At 61.0% G+C, this 13,770-nt stretch carries 11 protein-coding genes; 4 read left to right on the top strand and 7 right to left on the bottom strand.

Annotated features, from left to right (window positions below; genetic code table 11):
• Window positions 1–175 precede the first annotated feature (175 nt).
• The 3 genes from AC07SU_RS16465 to AC07SU_RS16475 form a co-directional block, all read right to left on the bottom strand.
• A complete protein-coding gene (locus AC07SU_RS16465; protein ID WP_494997620.1) occupies window positions 176–2,353 on the bottom strand; it encodes a hypothetical protein in 2,178 nt (725 codons plus the stop codon).
• A gap of 205 nt (window positions 2,354–2,558) precedes the next feature.
• Window positions 2,559–4,823 (bottom strand): putative bifunctional diguanylate cyclase/phosphodiesterase, encoded by a 2,265-nt coding sequence (locus AC07SU_RS16470; protein ID WP_176994756.1) that lies wholly within the window; start codon window positions 4,821–4,823, stop codon window positions 2,559–2,561.
• 141 nt (window positions 4,824–4,964) lie between these two features.
• Window positions 4,965–5,330: a YkgJ family cysteine cluster protein gene (locus AC07SU_RS16475; protein WP_176994757.1), complete on the bottom strand. Its 366-nt coding sequence runs from the start codon at window positions 5,328–5,330 to the stop codon at window positions 4,965–4,967.
• Window positions 5,331–5,581: 251 nt separating this feature from the next.
• Between AC07SU_RS16475 and AC07SU_RS16480 the strand changes: the two genes are divergently transcribed.
• Entirely contained in the window at window positions 5,582–6,928 is a 1,347-nt protein-coding gene (locus AC07SU_RS16480) for a spinster family MFS transporter (RefSeq protein ID WP_494997621.1), read from the top strand.
• 140 nt (window positions 6,929–7,068) lie between these two features.
• Here the strand turns inward: AC07SU_RS16480 and rapA are convergent, their stop codons facing one another.
• Window positions 7,069–9,915, bottom strand: coding sequence for an RNA polymerase-associated protein RapA (rapA, locus tag AC07SU_RS16485; protein ID WP_494997622.1), 2,847 nt, complete (start codon window positions 9,913–9,915; stop codon window positions 7,069–7,071).
• A gap of 219 nt (window positions 9,916–10,134) precedes the next feature.
• Here rapA and AC07SU_RS16490 point away from each other — a divergent pair, with 219 nt between their 5' ends.
• Window positions 10,135–10,476 carry an aspartate-semialdehyde dehydrogenase gene (locus AC07SU_RS16490; RefSeq protein ID WP_494997623.1) on the top strand — a complete coding sequence of 114 codons (342 nt, stop codon included), beginning with the start codon at window positions 10,135–10,137 and terminating at the stop codon, window positions 10,474–10,476.
• On the opposite strand, the gene AC07SU_RS16495 is transcribed toward AC07SU_RS16490, so the two are convergent.
• The 3 genes from AC07SU_RS16495 to AC07SU_RS16505 all read right to left on the bottom strand — a co-directional run bounded on the left by AC07SU_RS16495 (window position 10,473) and on the right by AC07SU_RS16505 (window position 13,084).
• Complete coding sequence (locus AC07SU_RS16495; RefSeq protein WP_494997624.1) at window positions 10,473–11,654, bottom strand: aminotransferase class V-fold PLP-dependent enzyme; 1,182 nt, start codon at window positions 11,652–11,654, stop codon at window positions 10,473–10,475. The genes AC07SU_RS16490 and AC07SU_RS16495 overlap by 4 nt on opposite strands.
• On the bottom strand, window positions 11,651–12,121 hold the full coding sequence (locus AC07SU_RS16500; protein ID WP_494997625.1) for a RidA family protein: 471 nt from the start codon (window positions 12,119–12,121) through the stop codon (window positions 11,651–11,653). Before AC07SU_RS16500 ends, AC07SU_RS16495 begins: the two co-directional genes overlap by 4 nt.
• Window positions 12,122–12,211: 90 nt before the next feature.
• On the bottom strand, window positions 12,212–13,084 hold the full coding sequence (locus AC07SU_RS16505) for a LysR substrate-binding domain-containing protein (protein WP_176994763.1): 873 nt from the start codon (window positions 13,082–13,084) through the stop codon (window positions 12,212–12,214).
• A 99-nt stretch (window positions 13,085–13,183) separates the two neighbouring features.
• Here AC07SU_RS16505 and AC07SU_RS16510 point away from each other — a divergent pair, with 99 nt between their 5' ends.
• Together AC07SU_RS16510 and ccoM are read left to right on the top strand one after the other, a co-directional pair.
• Window positions 13,184–13,378 (top strand): hypothetical protein, encoded by a 195-nt coding sequence (locus tag AC07SU_RS16510; RefSeq protein WP_494997693.1) that lies wholly within the window; start codon window positions 13,184–13,186, stop codon window positions 13,376–13,378.
• A 143-nt stretch (window positions 13,379–13,521) separates the two neighbouring features.
• Entirely contained in the window at window positions 13,522–13,638 is a 117-nt protein-coding gene (gene ccoM, locus AC07SU_RS16515) for a cytochrome c oxidase subunit CcoM (RefSeq protein ID WP_003172387.1), read from the top strand.
• Window positions 13,639–13,770: the final 132 nt, after the last annotated feature.

Here is a 13,770-nt window from a genome sequence, read left to right on the forward strand (position 1 = left end):
CGCGTCACGGGAACAGTTGGGCGGGCGGCTAAACGGCTGCGGAATTGTTTCTTGGTGTGGCAAGGCTATACATTTTTGTTGCAATACAGACCGTCATCGCAGGCAAGCCAGCTCCCACATTTGAAATGCATTCCAAGTGTGGGAGCTGGCTTGCCTGCGAAGGGCGCGCCTCGGTCTAGGCGGTCTTGCCGGTATGGTTGTTCAACGAGATAACCTTGGTCTTGCCAATCCGGTGACGGTAAATCTCGCGCAGGTACTTGATCGACTTCTTCACGCAATCCCGTGACAGGCGAATGTCATTGATCGACACGAACTTCTCTTTGTCGTTGATCAGCTCGCGGTACTTCTTCTCGTACATCGGCTTGATCGCATACCAGTTGGTGTCGAGGATCTTCGCCGGGTTTTCAAACTCGTTGAGCAATTCGTCGATACGGTCTTCGTCGAAGTCCTCGTGGATGATGAAATCCAGGATCGAGTTGTCCAGCGTGTCGTCGAAACGGTACGGGTTGCGCGCAAAGCAGCGTTTGATGAACGCCACGATCAAGGTCAGGAAATCATCCGACAGGCACGGGCTTTTAGCGATCAACGTGGTCAGCGACAGGTTGGCCGACGCACCGATCACTAACGCATAACGCTTGAGCGTGGTGTTGGGGAACAGGCTGTTGAGGTGGGTCTTGAGCCGGTTCAGGTCCATGTAGGACAGCTTGTAGTCCTTGGGCAGCGAGACGATCGAGACCACCGACGAGCAATTCTTGAAGAAGTGCAGGTCGTGCAGCGCGGCGGCGTCGTAGCCGGAATTCTTGTATTGCTCCAGGGACGCCTTGTAGCGCTTGGACTCGATCGGCAACAGGCTGATGCCCTCGATAGCCTGGGTGACCTTGTTGAAGTGCGGCAGGTCGATGGAGCGGAAGAACAGGTCATCGATGTTCAGGCGCTGTGGCTCTTTGTCGAACACCTTGAACTTGTCGTTGGACGGTGCCGGGGTTTCCGGCACCACAGACTCGGCGTAGGCAATCGCGACCGGGCCGGCCAGGCTCATGAACAGGTCGTTGGCGTCCAGGCGGATGGTCTCGCCAATGTCGATGCCCGCACGCCTGAAGTAGTTCTGGTCGTAGTCGGTGGTCACGGCCTGGGCCGTGAGGATGTTGAAGATCTGCTGCGAGATGTACTGGTTGGCGTGTTTTTCCATGGCATTGACGTCAATGTTCTGGATGTTGCCGTCATCGCTTTCTTCGGCGTAACGCATGATGTCGTTGGAAATCAGCATCATGGCGTTCCACGGCCGGATACGCCCCTTCACGCTGGCTTCGCTGCTGTCTTCATTGGCAAAGTTGTACGAGAAATCCCATTCTTCCGACAGGTATTTGCACAGCAGTCGCCCGGCGTTGATGTGCAGCGCCTCGGACATTTCACTGCGGTGATCGGAAATATTCGGCAATACGCAGATACCACTGGTGAAGATCGGCTCGAACACAAACGCGTGGCCGCTCTTGCTGTCATGCTCGTCGGCGGGCTTGGTGTCGAACGTCTTGTTCATGTACGAGTGCTGCTGGGCCAGACCGAACTCCGAGGCCATGCCCGAACCGGTACCGCCGCCGGCGCTGAAGATCGAGAAGTACAGGCGCGACTGGTTGGCCTTGATGCCGCAGGAGTCGATCAGGTACGAGTGGATCATCTTCCAGTCGGGGCTGGAAAAACGCTGGGTGTCTTTATTCAGGATAATCTTGGCCAGGTACTGGCCGAGGATCGGTGCGTTACCGGCACCACCGGCATGGACTTCCGAGAGGTCCATGATTTTCATTTTGCTGTAGTCGCGCAAAAAGCCGCTTTTTTCGCCCTTGCGCGAGAAACGGATACGCCCGGCGATGTCCTTGTCCAGGTCGCCCAACATCACCAGCGGTTCCACCAGGAATACCGGTTTACTGGCCTTGCCGCCGCCCAGGCGCAGGTTATTGCGGATCCACTGGGCCGGGCTGTAGCCCTTGTCCTGCGACTTATCTTCGTTGCTGAACTCGTTCAGGTAGAACTTGCGCGCGTTGTACACCAGTTCCGCCACGTCCAGCGCGATATTGGAGCCGCAACGGCCCAGGCCGATCAGGCACACCGAGGGGAATTCCTGCTCGTTGCGCGGATCGTTGTCACCTTCCAGGTGAGGCAGGCGCGGGAACACCATGTCGCGCAGGCCGTCGAGGTTGTCGAGGATGCGGTCGGTGTTGGTTTCGGTGAAGTACAGGTATTGCTGGGTGGCCAGCGGGCGGGCGCTGCTCAATGACTTGGAACCTGAGGGTTTTTCCGCAGGAGCTGTCGGCAACACGTCGGAGATTACGGTGGCAGAGTTATTGTTGGAAGTCATTGGGCGCCATGTACCTGGACGGATGGCCAAAAAGAATCAAGAAGCCATCACTGAATGAGAGTTCGCGACTTTTACAGTGCGTCTTAGTCCGGGACAGTCGGGTTCAACCCTGATTTTTCACGGGAAATCCTGGCCGGACTCTGATGAATCGGCCGTTCGTCGGCGTTCTTTAGCCAAATGATGGCGAAATGCCAAAGTTTAGGCGTCAGCGAATTGGCCTGACGATAGAGGCGGGGCCTACCCGTGTGGGGGAGGGGTCTTTGGGGGAGGGGACGTCCTTGTTGCCCTCCACGCTAAAAGGGTAGAGCGGGTTGCGCATCTGGATGCCTTGCATCACGCCGATGATGTCACTGGCGGGTACGGCCGGGCTCAGCAAGTACCCCTGAATGTAGTCGCAACCGTGCTTGAGCAGCAGGTCGAATTGCGCTTGGGTTTCCACGCCTTCGGTGACGACTTGCAGGTGCAGGGTGTGGGCCATGCCGATAATGGCCTGGACAATTTCGATGTCGGCGGTGGACTTGGGGATGTCCTGGATAAACGAGCGGTCGATCTTCAAGGTATTGAGGGGCAGGCGCTTGAGGTAGGCCAGGGAGGAATAACCCGTGCCGAAGTCGTCGATGGCCAAAGACACGCCCAGCGAGCGAATTTGCCGCAACAACGCCAGGGTGCTGCTGATATTGCCCATCAACGCGTTTTCGGTGACCTCCAGTTCCAGGCGGTTGGCGGCCACACCGGCGAAGCGCAGGGCGTCTTCGATTTCATCGGCCAATTCGTCGCGGGCCAGGTTCAGGGCCGAGCAGTTCACCGCCATGGTCAGTTCGGTGTAACCGCGATCCGACAGCAGGCTCAAGTCGTGGCAGGCCTGGCGCAATACCCAGTGATCCAGTTCGGCGATCAGCCCGTTGCTTTCGGCGATGCCGATGAAGCGGTCCGGGGCCAGCAAGCCGTGTTGCGGGTGCTGCCAGCGCACCAGGGCTTCCAGGCGGGTCACCTTGCCCAGCTTCATGTCAAAGATCGGCTGGTAGAACAGCACCAGTTCGTTGCGCGTGCGCAGGGCGGCGCGCAACTCTTCTTCCAGTTGCAGTTCGAGAAAGGCGCGGGTTTTCAGGTTGGAGCTGAAGAAGTTCAGGCTGTTGCGCCCGGTGTCCTTGGATTGATACAGCGCCAGGTCTGCAGTTTTCAACAGCTCTTCGCAGGTCAGGCCGTCATCGGGAAACAGGCTGATACCGATGCTGGTGGTCATTACCATGCGCCGGCCGGCCAGTTCGATCGGGTCTTTCATCCTTTGCATGATGCGCTGGGCCATGTGCCGCGCTTCATCGCGGTGATGGATGCTGATCAGGATGCAGAACTCATCCCCGCCAAAGCGGGCGACCACGTCTTCATGGCTGCGCACCGAGCCCTTGATATGCCCGGCTAGCACGGTGAGCAGTTGGTCACCGGCATCGTGGCCAAGGCTGTCGTTGATGCGCTTGAAATGGTCGATATCCAGGAAGATCACCGCCATCATGCCGTGTGAAGCGGTTTTTTCGGCGAGTTTCTCAGCGAAGATCTGATTGAAACCGCGACGGTTGAGCAGGCTGGTCAGCGCATCGAAGTGCGCCACCTGTTGCAGCGAGGCTCGCGCCTGGTCGAGTTCACTGAGCAGGGCATTTACCCGGCGCAGGTCGCGCTCCTTGTGCTGCAATTTTTTATCCGCCAAGGCTGCGCTGATGCTGCTACCGATCACCAATAACGTAATGACCGCCACCGACAAGCCCAGCTGAATCGGGTTGTTATCCACTGGCAATGACAGGTCCGCGCCATTGGGCACCAGCATCTGCATGGCGGCCATGCCGGTGAAGTGCATGCTCAGGATGCCCGCGCCCAACACCAGGCTGGCGGCGTATTTGAGCAACTGATGAAACACGCCAGAGCCGTTGCGCAGGTAGCTGGACAGCAGTAACGCCGCCAGGCTCGCGCCAATCGCAATGCCGACCGAGGCCATGAACAGTCCCGACTCGAAATACACCTGGGCCTGGGAGCGCATTGCCGACATGCCGACGTAGTGCATCAGCGCGATGCCAAGGCCCATCCATACCGAGGCCAACAGGTATTGATGGAACTTGAGCTGGGCGTGACTGAGGGTTTGCATGGCAAACAGCGATGCGATCAGGGCGATCAGCAGCGAGGCAAACGTGATGAGCAATTCGTAATGAATGGCAATCGGTGCCTGGAAGGCCAGCATGCTGATGAAGTGAGTCGACCAGATACCTCCGGCGAGGCACCCCGCACCCAGCCAGCGCCAATGGCGGCGGGCGGTGGGGTCTTCCACATGGCCAACACGTTCGGCCATGTCCAGCGTGCCGAACCCGGCCGCACACGCGACCAGGTAAGCCAGTAGCACCAGAAAGGGGTTATGACTGCAATTGAGTAATAAGTGCCCGTTGTCTGGAAGGTCGGTAAAAAAATGCAGACCAAGCCATTCCATAGCATGTCCCGTCATAGCGTCATTACGTCATTGCCTACGGCGATGACCTACGACATCGAGTATAGAAGCCTCACGGGGTTTGCCATGGATAATGGCACTTTGCTCTCAACGATTTTGGCATGCCGGCCATAGCGTTTGATGCTAAGCGCTGATGGGCAGCTCCATCTCGAAGGGTGCTTCCAGGGGCGCCAGGCCAAAGGCGGCGCGGGCTGCATCGCAGTCGACGTTCTGTTCGCCCTGGCTCCAGGACGCATCAAATTCGCGGCAAGGGCTTGAGCGCAGCTCGTAAATCGAGCAGCTGGTGCTTTTGCCCACTTCGCCTTCAAGGCTGCAGCAACGCGCGGGCTTCTGGTCGGTGCCGATCATTGCCACACGGGTGGGGTTGATCTGCACCACCAGGTCATCGGGCACCGTGCCCCCTGACGAGGCGCACTCACCCCAGAAGAAAGACACACGAAAGTGTGAACAGCAGGCACCGCAATTCAGACACGGACTGGCTTCGGACATGGGCGTCATCGATAAGAAAAGTAGGATTGGGGTGATACGGAAGGCTCGCCATTCTATCCGGGCCATGGCCGTTGGGAAGGGGGGCAGGAACTTATATTTTTGTAGGCGAAGTCCCGCGCTGCCGGGTGAAATCATGCCCTATCAGCTTTACGAATCATTACAGACAACCGGAGCCCGCCTGACTATGTTGCAGGTACCGGGCAGGATGCATCGGGCATCGCAGCTCTCATAACAATAAAAGAGACGGACCCATGCAGAACTCGACCCAAGCGGCGAATGCCTGGCGCATTCTGTTCCTGTTGTTCCTCGCCAACCTGTTCAATTTCTTCGACCGCACCATCCCGGCGATCATCATCGAGCCCATTCGCATGGAATGGCACTTGAGCGACTTCCAGCTCGGCATCATCGGCACCGCTTTCACCATCGTCTACGCCATTGCCGGCTTGCCCCTTGGGCGCCTGGCCGACACCGGCTCGCGCAGCAAGCTGATGGGCTGGGGCCTGTTCGCCTGGAGCGGGCTGACGGCGGTCAACGGCTTGGTCGGCAGTTTCTGGACATTCCTGCTGGTGCGCATGGGCATCGGCATTGGCGAGGCCAGTTATGCGCCGGCTGCCAACTCGCTGATCGGCGACCTGTTCCCGGCCCACCGTCGCGCCCGGGCCATGGGGATTTTCATGCTCGGCCTGCCCCTGGGTCTGTTGCTGGCGTTCTTCACCATCGGCGCGATGGTCAAGGCGTTCGACAGCTGGCGCGCGCCGTTCTTTATCGCGGCCGTGCCGGGGCTGATCCTCGCGGTGTTCATGTTCTATATCAAGGAACCCAAGCGTGGCGCGGCCGAAACCGTGCAGGTTTCCCAAGAGCGCGTCGACCGCCCGATCCGCCGCGTGCTGGCGGTGCCGACGTTCCTCTGGCTGGTGCTGGCCGGGTTGTGCTTCAACTTCGCGACCTATGCGTGCAACTCGTTCCTGGTGCCGATGCTGCAACGTTATTTCCTGCTGCCGTTGCAGGACGCGGCCGTCGCCACCGGTGTCATCGTCGGCATCACCGGCCTGGTGGGCCTGACCTTGGGCGGCTGGATCGCCGACAAGATCCACCAGCGGGTGGCCAACGGCCGGCTGTTGTTTGCCGCGTGTAGCCTGATCATCTCTACCGTCACCACTGCTTGGGCATTGCACGCCGGGCGCATCGAGATTGGTGTGTTTGTGGCGCTGTTCAGCGTGGGCTGGCTGTTTGCCTATAACTTCTACACCTGCGTGTACACGGCGATCCAGGACGTGGTGGAACCGCGCCTGCGGGCGACGGCGATGGCACTGTTCTTTGCCGGGTTGTACCTGTTGGGCGGTGGCATGGGGCCGATCGTGGTGGGCGGCTTGTCCGATCATTTTGCCCACTCGGCGATGTATGCGGCGGGCGCTGATCAGATGACCGAGGCATACAAGGCGGTGGGCCTGCACGACGCCATGTACCTGATTCCGGTGGCGCTGTTCTTGACCATGCTGTTCCTGTTCCAGGCGTCGCGCAGCTTTGTGCGCGATGCCAAGAAGATGAAAGAGGGATTGAGTGCGGTGGAGGTGCCGGCTTCGGCGGTGACGGCTTAGAACCGAGGCGACGCCATCGCAGGCAAGCCAGCTCCCACAAGGAATTGCGTATACCTGTAGGAGCCGGCTTGCCGGCGATGAGGCCCTGAAGCCCAATAAAAAAGGCCCGCATTGCGCGGGCCTTTTTTTTCAAGCAGCGATCAACCTGCGACCAACACCCGAATCGCTTCCAGACGCAACGCCGCCTTATCCAGCATCGCCAAACCTTGCTCGCGCTGGTGACGCAGCGCCACCAGCTCGCTGTCACGCACGGTCGGGTTGACCGCTTGCAACGCGGTCAAGCGCGCCAGTTCTTCGTCGGTGTCTGCCGCCAGGCGACGCTTGGCCTCGGCCACGCGCTCGGCGTGTTGCGGGGTGATCTTGTCTTCACCGGCGTTGATCCGCGGCGTCAGCTGGTCGCGCTGGGCCTGGATGAACTTGTTGGCGCTGGCCCGCGGCACGCTCTCCAACTGGTCGTTGAGGGTCACGAATGACACACGGCTCGACAGGTCGTTGCCATTGGTATCCAACAGGCAGCGCAGGGCGGCCGGTGGCAGGTAGCGACCCAGTTGCAGCGAGCGCGGCGCAACCACTTCACTCACGTAGAGCAGCTCCAGCAACACGGTGCCCGGCTTGAGCGCCTTGTTCTTGATCAGCGCCACAGCGGTGTTGCCCATGGAGCCGGACAGCACCAGGTCCATGCCGCCTTGCACCATCGGGTGTTCCCAGGTGATGAACTGCATGTCTTCGCGCGACAGCGCCTGGTTGCGGTCGTAGGTGATGGTCACGCCTTCGTCGTCGCCCAGGGGGAAGCTGGCGTCGAGCATTTTTTCGCTTGGCTTGAGGATCAGCGCGTTTTCCGAGTGGTCTTCGCTGTCGATGCCAAAGGCGTCGAACAGGGTTTCCATGTAGATCGGCAGGGCGAACTGGTCGTCTTGCTCAAGGATGTCTTCCACCAGCGCATCGCCTTCACCGGCGCCACCGGAGTTGAGCTCCAGCAGGCGGTCGCGGCCGGTGTGCAGCTCTTCTTCCAGGCGCTCGCGCTCGGCACGGGCCTCGTCGATCAGGGCTTGCCACTCGCCGTCGTCGGCGTTTTCCAGCAGCGGCAGCAGGCGCGGGCCGAACTGGTGCTGCAGGGCGTTGCCGGTCGGGCAGGTGTTGAGGAAGGCGTTGAGTGCCTCGTTGTACCACTGGAACAGACGCTCCTGCGGGCTGGTTTCCAGGTACGGTACGTGCAGTTCGATCACGTGCTTCTGGCCGATCCGGTCCAGGCGACCGATGCGTTGTTCCAGCAGGTCCGGGTGGGACGGCAGGTCGAACAGCACCAGGTGGTGGGAGAACTGGAAGTTGCGACCTTCACTGCCGATCTCGGAGCAGATCAGCACCTGGGCGCCGAACTCTTCATCCGCGAAGTAAGCAGCCGCGCGGTCACGCTCAAGGATGTTCATGCCCTCGTGGAACACCGTGGCCGGAATGCCGGAGCGCACGCGCAGGGCGTCTTCCAGGTCCATGGCGGTTTCGGCGTGGGCGCAGATCACCAGGACCTTGGTGCGCTTGAGCATTTTCAGCTGGTCGATCAGCCACTCGACGCGTGGGTCGAAGCGCCACCAGCGGTTCTCTTCCTCGATGTCCGGTTGCGACTGGAAGCTCACCTCCGGGTACAGCTCGGCGTGTTCGCCCAGCGGCAACTCGAGGTATTCGTCCGGGTTTGGCAGCGGGTAGGCGTGCAGCTTGCGCTCCGGGAAACCTTGCACCGCGGCGCGGGTGTTGCGGAACAGCACGCGGCCGGTGCCGTGGCGGTCGAGCAGCTCGCGCACCAGGCGTGCGCTGGCTTCGGTGTCGCCATCGTTGACGGCGGTGAGCAGGGCTTCACCTTCGTCACCGAGGAAACCCTGGATGGTCTTGTGGGCGGCCGGTGACAGGCGGCCCTTGTCCAGCAGCTCCTGCACGGCTTCGGCCACCGGGCGATAGTTCTCGCTCTCGGCGCGGAAGGCGGCCAGGTCGTGGAAGCGGTTCGGGTCCAGCAGGCGCAGGCGCGCGAAGTGGCTGTCCTGGCCCAGTTGTTCCGGGGTGGCGGTGAGCAACAGGACGCCGGGAATCACCTCAGCCAGTTGCTCGACCAACGCGTATTCCGGGCTGACTTTATCTTCATGCCACACCAGGTGGTGGGCTTCGTCGACTACCAGCAGGTCCCAGCCGGCGGCGAACAGCGCATCCTGGGCCTTCTCGTCGTCCACCAGCCACTCCAGGGCCACGAGGGCGAGCTGGGTGTCTTCGAATGGGTTGGTCGCATCGCTTTCGATGAAGCGTTCTTCGTCGAACAAGGCCACTTGCAGGTTGAAGCGGCGGCGCATTTCCACCAGCCACTGGTGCTGCAGGTTTTCCGGCACCAGGATCAGCACGCGGTTGGCGCGGCCCGACAGCAGCTGGCGATGGATCACCAGGCCGGCTTCGATGGTCTTGCCCAGGCCCACTTCGTCGGCCAGCAATACCCGTGGCGCGATACGGTCAGCGACTTCACGGGCAATGTGCAGTTGGTGAGCGATGGGTTGCGCACGCACGCCACCCAGGCCCCACAGCGAGGACTGCAATTGGCGGCTGGTGTGTTCCAGGGTGTGGTAGCGCAGGGAGAACCAGGCCAACGGGTCGATCTGCCCGGCGAACAGGCGGTCGCTGGCCAGGCGGAACTGGATGAAGTTGGAGAGTTGGGTTTCCGGCAGGGTGACCTGCTCGTTCTGCCCATTGAGGCCGTGGTACACCAGCAGGCCGTCGACGTCGTCGACTTCCTGTACGGTCATTTTCCAGCCTTCGAAATGGGTAATGGTGTCACCCGGCGAGAACCGCACGCGGGTGAGGGGCGCATTCCGTAGCGCGTACTGGCGCGTGTCGCCAGTGGCCGGATAGAGCACGGTCAACAAGCGGCCGTCCTGTGCCAGAACGGTGCCTAACCCCAGCTCTGCTTCGCTGTCACTAATCCAGCGTTGCCCCGGTTGATACTGCTGCGCCATGCTGCCTGACTCCCGCCGTGAAAAAGCCGACTATCTTAACGGAACAAGGCCCTCATCCAAAGGACTCTGGCAAAAACTACTCTGTTTGGGGGGAGGATCGGGAGTCGAATCGACGGGTGGCGGGCACTTGCAAGTGTCGACTGAGTCACAGGTTGGCAAGCCTGTGCTCAAGTCACCCTGCAACCCGCCGACAGCCTGTTGATCAGGAGAACAAACCTTATGCTGCCACCCATGCTGCCCGTCAGCGTTGTGCCGGTCACGTCACAACTCGATCCGGTCCGCCAGAAGCCGGATATCCCGCCCGTGGTGCCAGTCCAGGCGGGCTCCAACGAAAGCACGATCGACCTGAAAAAGGGCGATGCCGAGCAGTCGACCTTTCTGCTGCGCGAAGAGCAACGCCGCCAGCAAGAGCAGCAGAAACGCCGGCGTGAGGCCGATGAAGACCCCGAGGCGCACCAGGCAATCCCCGGCGATGTGCTCAACGCCGACAACACCGTGCCGGTGGTGCCGCTGATTGAAGATGCGCCGCGCCAGGGGTTGTGGGTGGACATCGAGATCTAGCTGCGCAGTTCTCGCAGCGCCGCCATCAGTAATTCGACATCGTGCTCGGTGTTGAGCGGGCTCACCGAAATCCGCGCAATACTCTCAAGGCCGCGCGCCTGCATGTCCAGCGGGGTGTAGGCCACACCGTTGGCGCCAATGTTGATGCGCTTGAGCCCCAATCTTCGCTTGAGTTCAAAGGCGTCCCAGCCGTCCAGGTTGAAGGCGATCAGCCCTGAATGCTGCGTGCCCAGGTCATGCAGGGAAATCCCTGGCATCTCACGCAACGCTTCGCGAAAGTGCCCACTGATTTGCAAAACCCTTTCCCACGTCCGCTCCACCCCCAGTCGATTGGCTTCCTGTAACGCATTGCCCAATCCGGCCAGCAGGGCGTAGGAGGCTTCGCTGGTTTCAAAGCGTCGGGCGTCGTCGCGCAGGTCGAAACCTTCCTCGGTCCAAGGCGCCGAGAGCACATCACGCTGGGCCGGGTTCATGCGCGGGAGAAAATCCGGCCGCACATACAACAGCGCCGTACCGCGTGGCCCGCGCAGGTGTTTGCGACCGGCCGACTTGAGCACATCGCAGTGCAAGGCTTGTACATCCACCGGCAACTGGCCGACGGCCTGGCCGGCGTCGATGAAGTAGGCGATGCCGTGGCGCCGGGCCACTTCGCCAATGGCCTGGGCCGGGTTGATCAGGCCGCCGTTGGCCGGCAGCCAGGTCAGGTCGATCAGCTTTACGCGCGCGTCGATCATGGTTTCCAGCGCCTGTGGGCACACCGCGCCAGTCTCATCGCAGGGGATCACCTCCACCCGCGCGCCGGCTTGCAATGCCACCTGCATGCTCGCCAGGTTGCCGCCCCATTCATGGCGACCCACCAGAATGCGGTCGCCAGGTTGCCACGGGCCCAAGGCCTGGAACGCCATGCTCCAGGCGGTCGAGCCGCTGCTGGTGAAGGCAATCGAGGACGCTGGCGCGTTGAGCAATTGCCCGGCTGCGCGGCGGGCTTTTTCCACCAGCACGGCGCCATGTTCACCGGCTTCCATCGGGCCGTCGCGGGCTTCGCGTTGCAGTTGGTCGATGATGGCGTCGAGGGTTGCCTGGCTCGGCAGGGACGCACCGGCGTGGTTGAAATGCACGATGCCGGATTGGCAGCCGGGCGTGTCGTCGCGCAGGTGTTGGACTTCCAGCGGGCTCACGGCAGCAACTCGAAAATCCCGTCCACCTCCACGGCAACACCGGCCGGCAGGCTGGACACCCCCACGGCGGTGCGCACATGACGGCCCTTGTCGCCCAGGGCGTTGACCACCAGGTTCGAAGCGCCATTGGCGACCACGCTCTGACGCTGGAAGTCGCCGCTGCTGGCGATGAAGACGCCCAGGCGCACGGTGCGCACAAGACGCGTGAGGTCATCGCCCAAGGCGTGGCTCAATTGCCCCAGCAGGCCCAATGCGGCCAACTCTGCGGCCTGGGCGCCTTCTTCATCGCTGAGGGATTCGCCCAAACGGCCTACGTAGGCCGGGTTACCCTCGACCAGCGGAATCTGCCCGGAAACGAACAGCTGATTCCCGCTGACCACGTAGTTGATGTAGTTGGCGATCGGCTGGCCGGGCGTGGGCAGGGTCAGGCCGAGGGCTTGTACGCGTTCGCGGATGGAGTTGCTCATGGTGAATCCTCCTGGGTTGAGAGGTTCCAGCATGTTGGCTGCACCGATGGGCGACAAACGGATAGATCTCACCTGACGTATCGAAATAACTCACACGTCGCTGCAGGCTTCCTTCAACCATGCGCCGAAGCAGGCCGCCGCTTCGCTGGACGGGCCTTGCGGGGCGATCAGCCAGTAGCCGATTTCACTGTGGTAGGGCGGCCAGTCGAATGCCTCGACCAAACTGCCGTCCTGGAGCCTGCGCTCGATCAAGCGATGTCGGCCCATGGCGATGCCTTGGCCGGCCACGGCGGCTTCGACCACGATGTTGTAGTCATGCAGCATCACGCGGGGGTGGCGCTCCAGGTCGACTTGATAATGGGCGGACCAGTCTGTCCATTCAAACGGGCGGTGCGAGGTGGCCATCAACAGCGGGCCGTTGCGCAGGTGGCTGGCCTTGAACGCCGGGCTGCACACCGGGGAGATCACTTCGGGCATCAGTCGTGTGGCCTGCACGTCGGGCCAGTCGCCCTTGCCGTAGCGAATCGCCAGGTCGACCTCGGCTGCCGCGACGTCTGCCAGTTGAATCGCCGGCAGCAACTCCACCTGGATATGCGGGTAGCGGTTGAGAAACACGGCCAGGCGTGGGGCCAGCCACAGGGTGGCAAAGGATGCGAGCAAGCCGACGCGCAGCACGGTGCTGCTGGGGGCTGTTTTCTGGGCGCGGGTGGCGGCGGCGATGGCATCGAGGGCAGGGCGGATTTCGTCGTAGTAGTGTTGGCCGTCGGTGGTCAGATCGATCGCACGGGTGCGTCGGATAAACAGCGCTTTGCCCAGGTGCTGTTCCAGTTTTTGCACCTGATGGCTCAGGGCACTTTGGGTCACTGACAACTCGTTCGCCGCCTTGATAAAGCTCAAGTGCCGCGCCACGGCTTCGAACGCGCGCAGGGCCAGCAGCGGGGGAAGGTCCTTGTGCAGTGCCACCTGAATGTGCCTCTTGAGCCGGGGAGATAGGCCGATTTTGTGCGATGGCCCGCCTTTTGTCGCCCGCTGATTTGCCGTCGAGAGGAGGAGGCCGCATTATTGGGCCATTCCCGCCACGACGTAAGCCAAGCCATGAGTGATGACGACAAGCTGATCGACCTGAATGCCGAACGCGCCAAGCGGGTTCATGACCTCAACGATAAGCGCCTGAATGAAGTGCGCCAGGCGTTTGAACAGGCGATGCCCCTCGGCAAAGTTAAGAAAAAACCAAAGAACAAACCGAAAAAGCGTTGAAACTCCCTGCATCTATTGATGCAGGTCAGTTATTGCCCTTCTTTACGCCCCGTTGCGGGCGACATTGATCCCCGTCAATTTTCCCAAGTGCCTTCTCCATTAACTTAGCCCTATCGCAACAGGGCAAGCACGGGAGGCCGGTCATGTTTATCGATAATGTGGTATTCGCCGGAGTGCTGACGGTCAGCCTCATGGTGCTGTTTTTTGTAGGGTTTGGAATTTTTATCTGGAAAGACGCGAACAAGCGGAAAAAACCTTAGTTCTTTCCAGGTTACATGAGCACGCAAGGCATTTTGGGCGACTTCGGTCGCCCTTTTTTTTGTGCCAGGAATAACGCTGTCCCACTGTAGGAGCCGGCTTGCCGGCGATAGCGATCTTGAAAGTTGCGGTGA

The sequence above is a fragment of the Pseudomonas sp. GW821-FHT05H12 genome (genome assembly GCF_059419385.1).

Excerpts from the sequence above, each read along its gene's own strand:
- AC07SU_RS16465 (WP_494997620.1), bottom strand. The coding sequence starts at position 2,353 with ATGACTTCCAACAATAACTCTGCCACCGTAATCTCCGACGTGTTGCCG.
- AC07SU_RS16470 (WP_176994756.1), bottom strand. The coding sequence starts at position 4,823 with ATGGAATGGCTTGGTCTGCATTTTTTTACCGACCTTCCAGACAACGGG.
- AC07SU_RS16475 (WP_176994757.1), bottom strand. The coding sequence starts at position 5,330 with ATGTCCGAAGCCAGTCCGTGTCTGAATTGCGGTGCCTGCTGTTCACAC.
- AC07SU_RS16480 (WP_494997621.1), top strand. The coding sequence starts at position 5,582 with ATGCAGAACTCGACCCAAGCGGCGAATGCCTGGCGCATTCTGTTCCTG.
- rapA (WP_494997622.1), bottom strand. The coding sequence starts at position 9,915 with ATGGCGCAGCAGTATCAACCGGGGCAACGCTGGATTAGTGACAGCGAA.
- AC07SU_RS16490 (WP_494997623.1), top strand. The coding sequence starts at position 10,135 with ATGCTGCCACCCATGCTGCCCGTCAGCGTTGTGCCGGTCACGTCACAA.
- AC07SU_RS16500 (WP_494997625.1), bottom strand. The coding sequence starts at position 12,121 with ATGAGCAACTCCATCCGCGAACGCGTACAAGCCCTCGGCCTGACCCTG.
- ccoM (WP_003172387.1), top strand. The coding sequence starts at position 13,522 with ATGTTTATCGATAATGTGGTATTCGCCGGAGTGCTGACGGTCAGCCTC.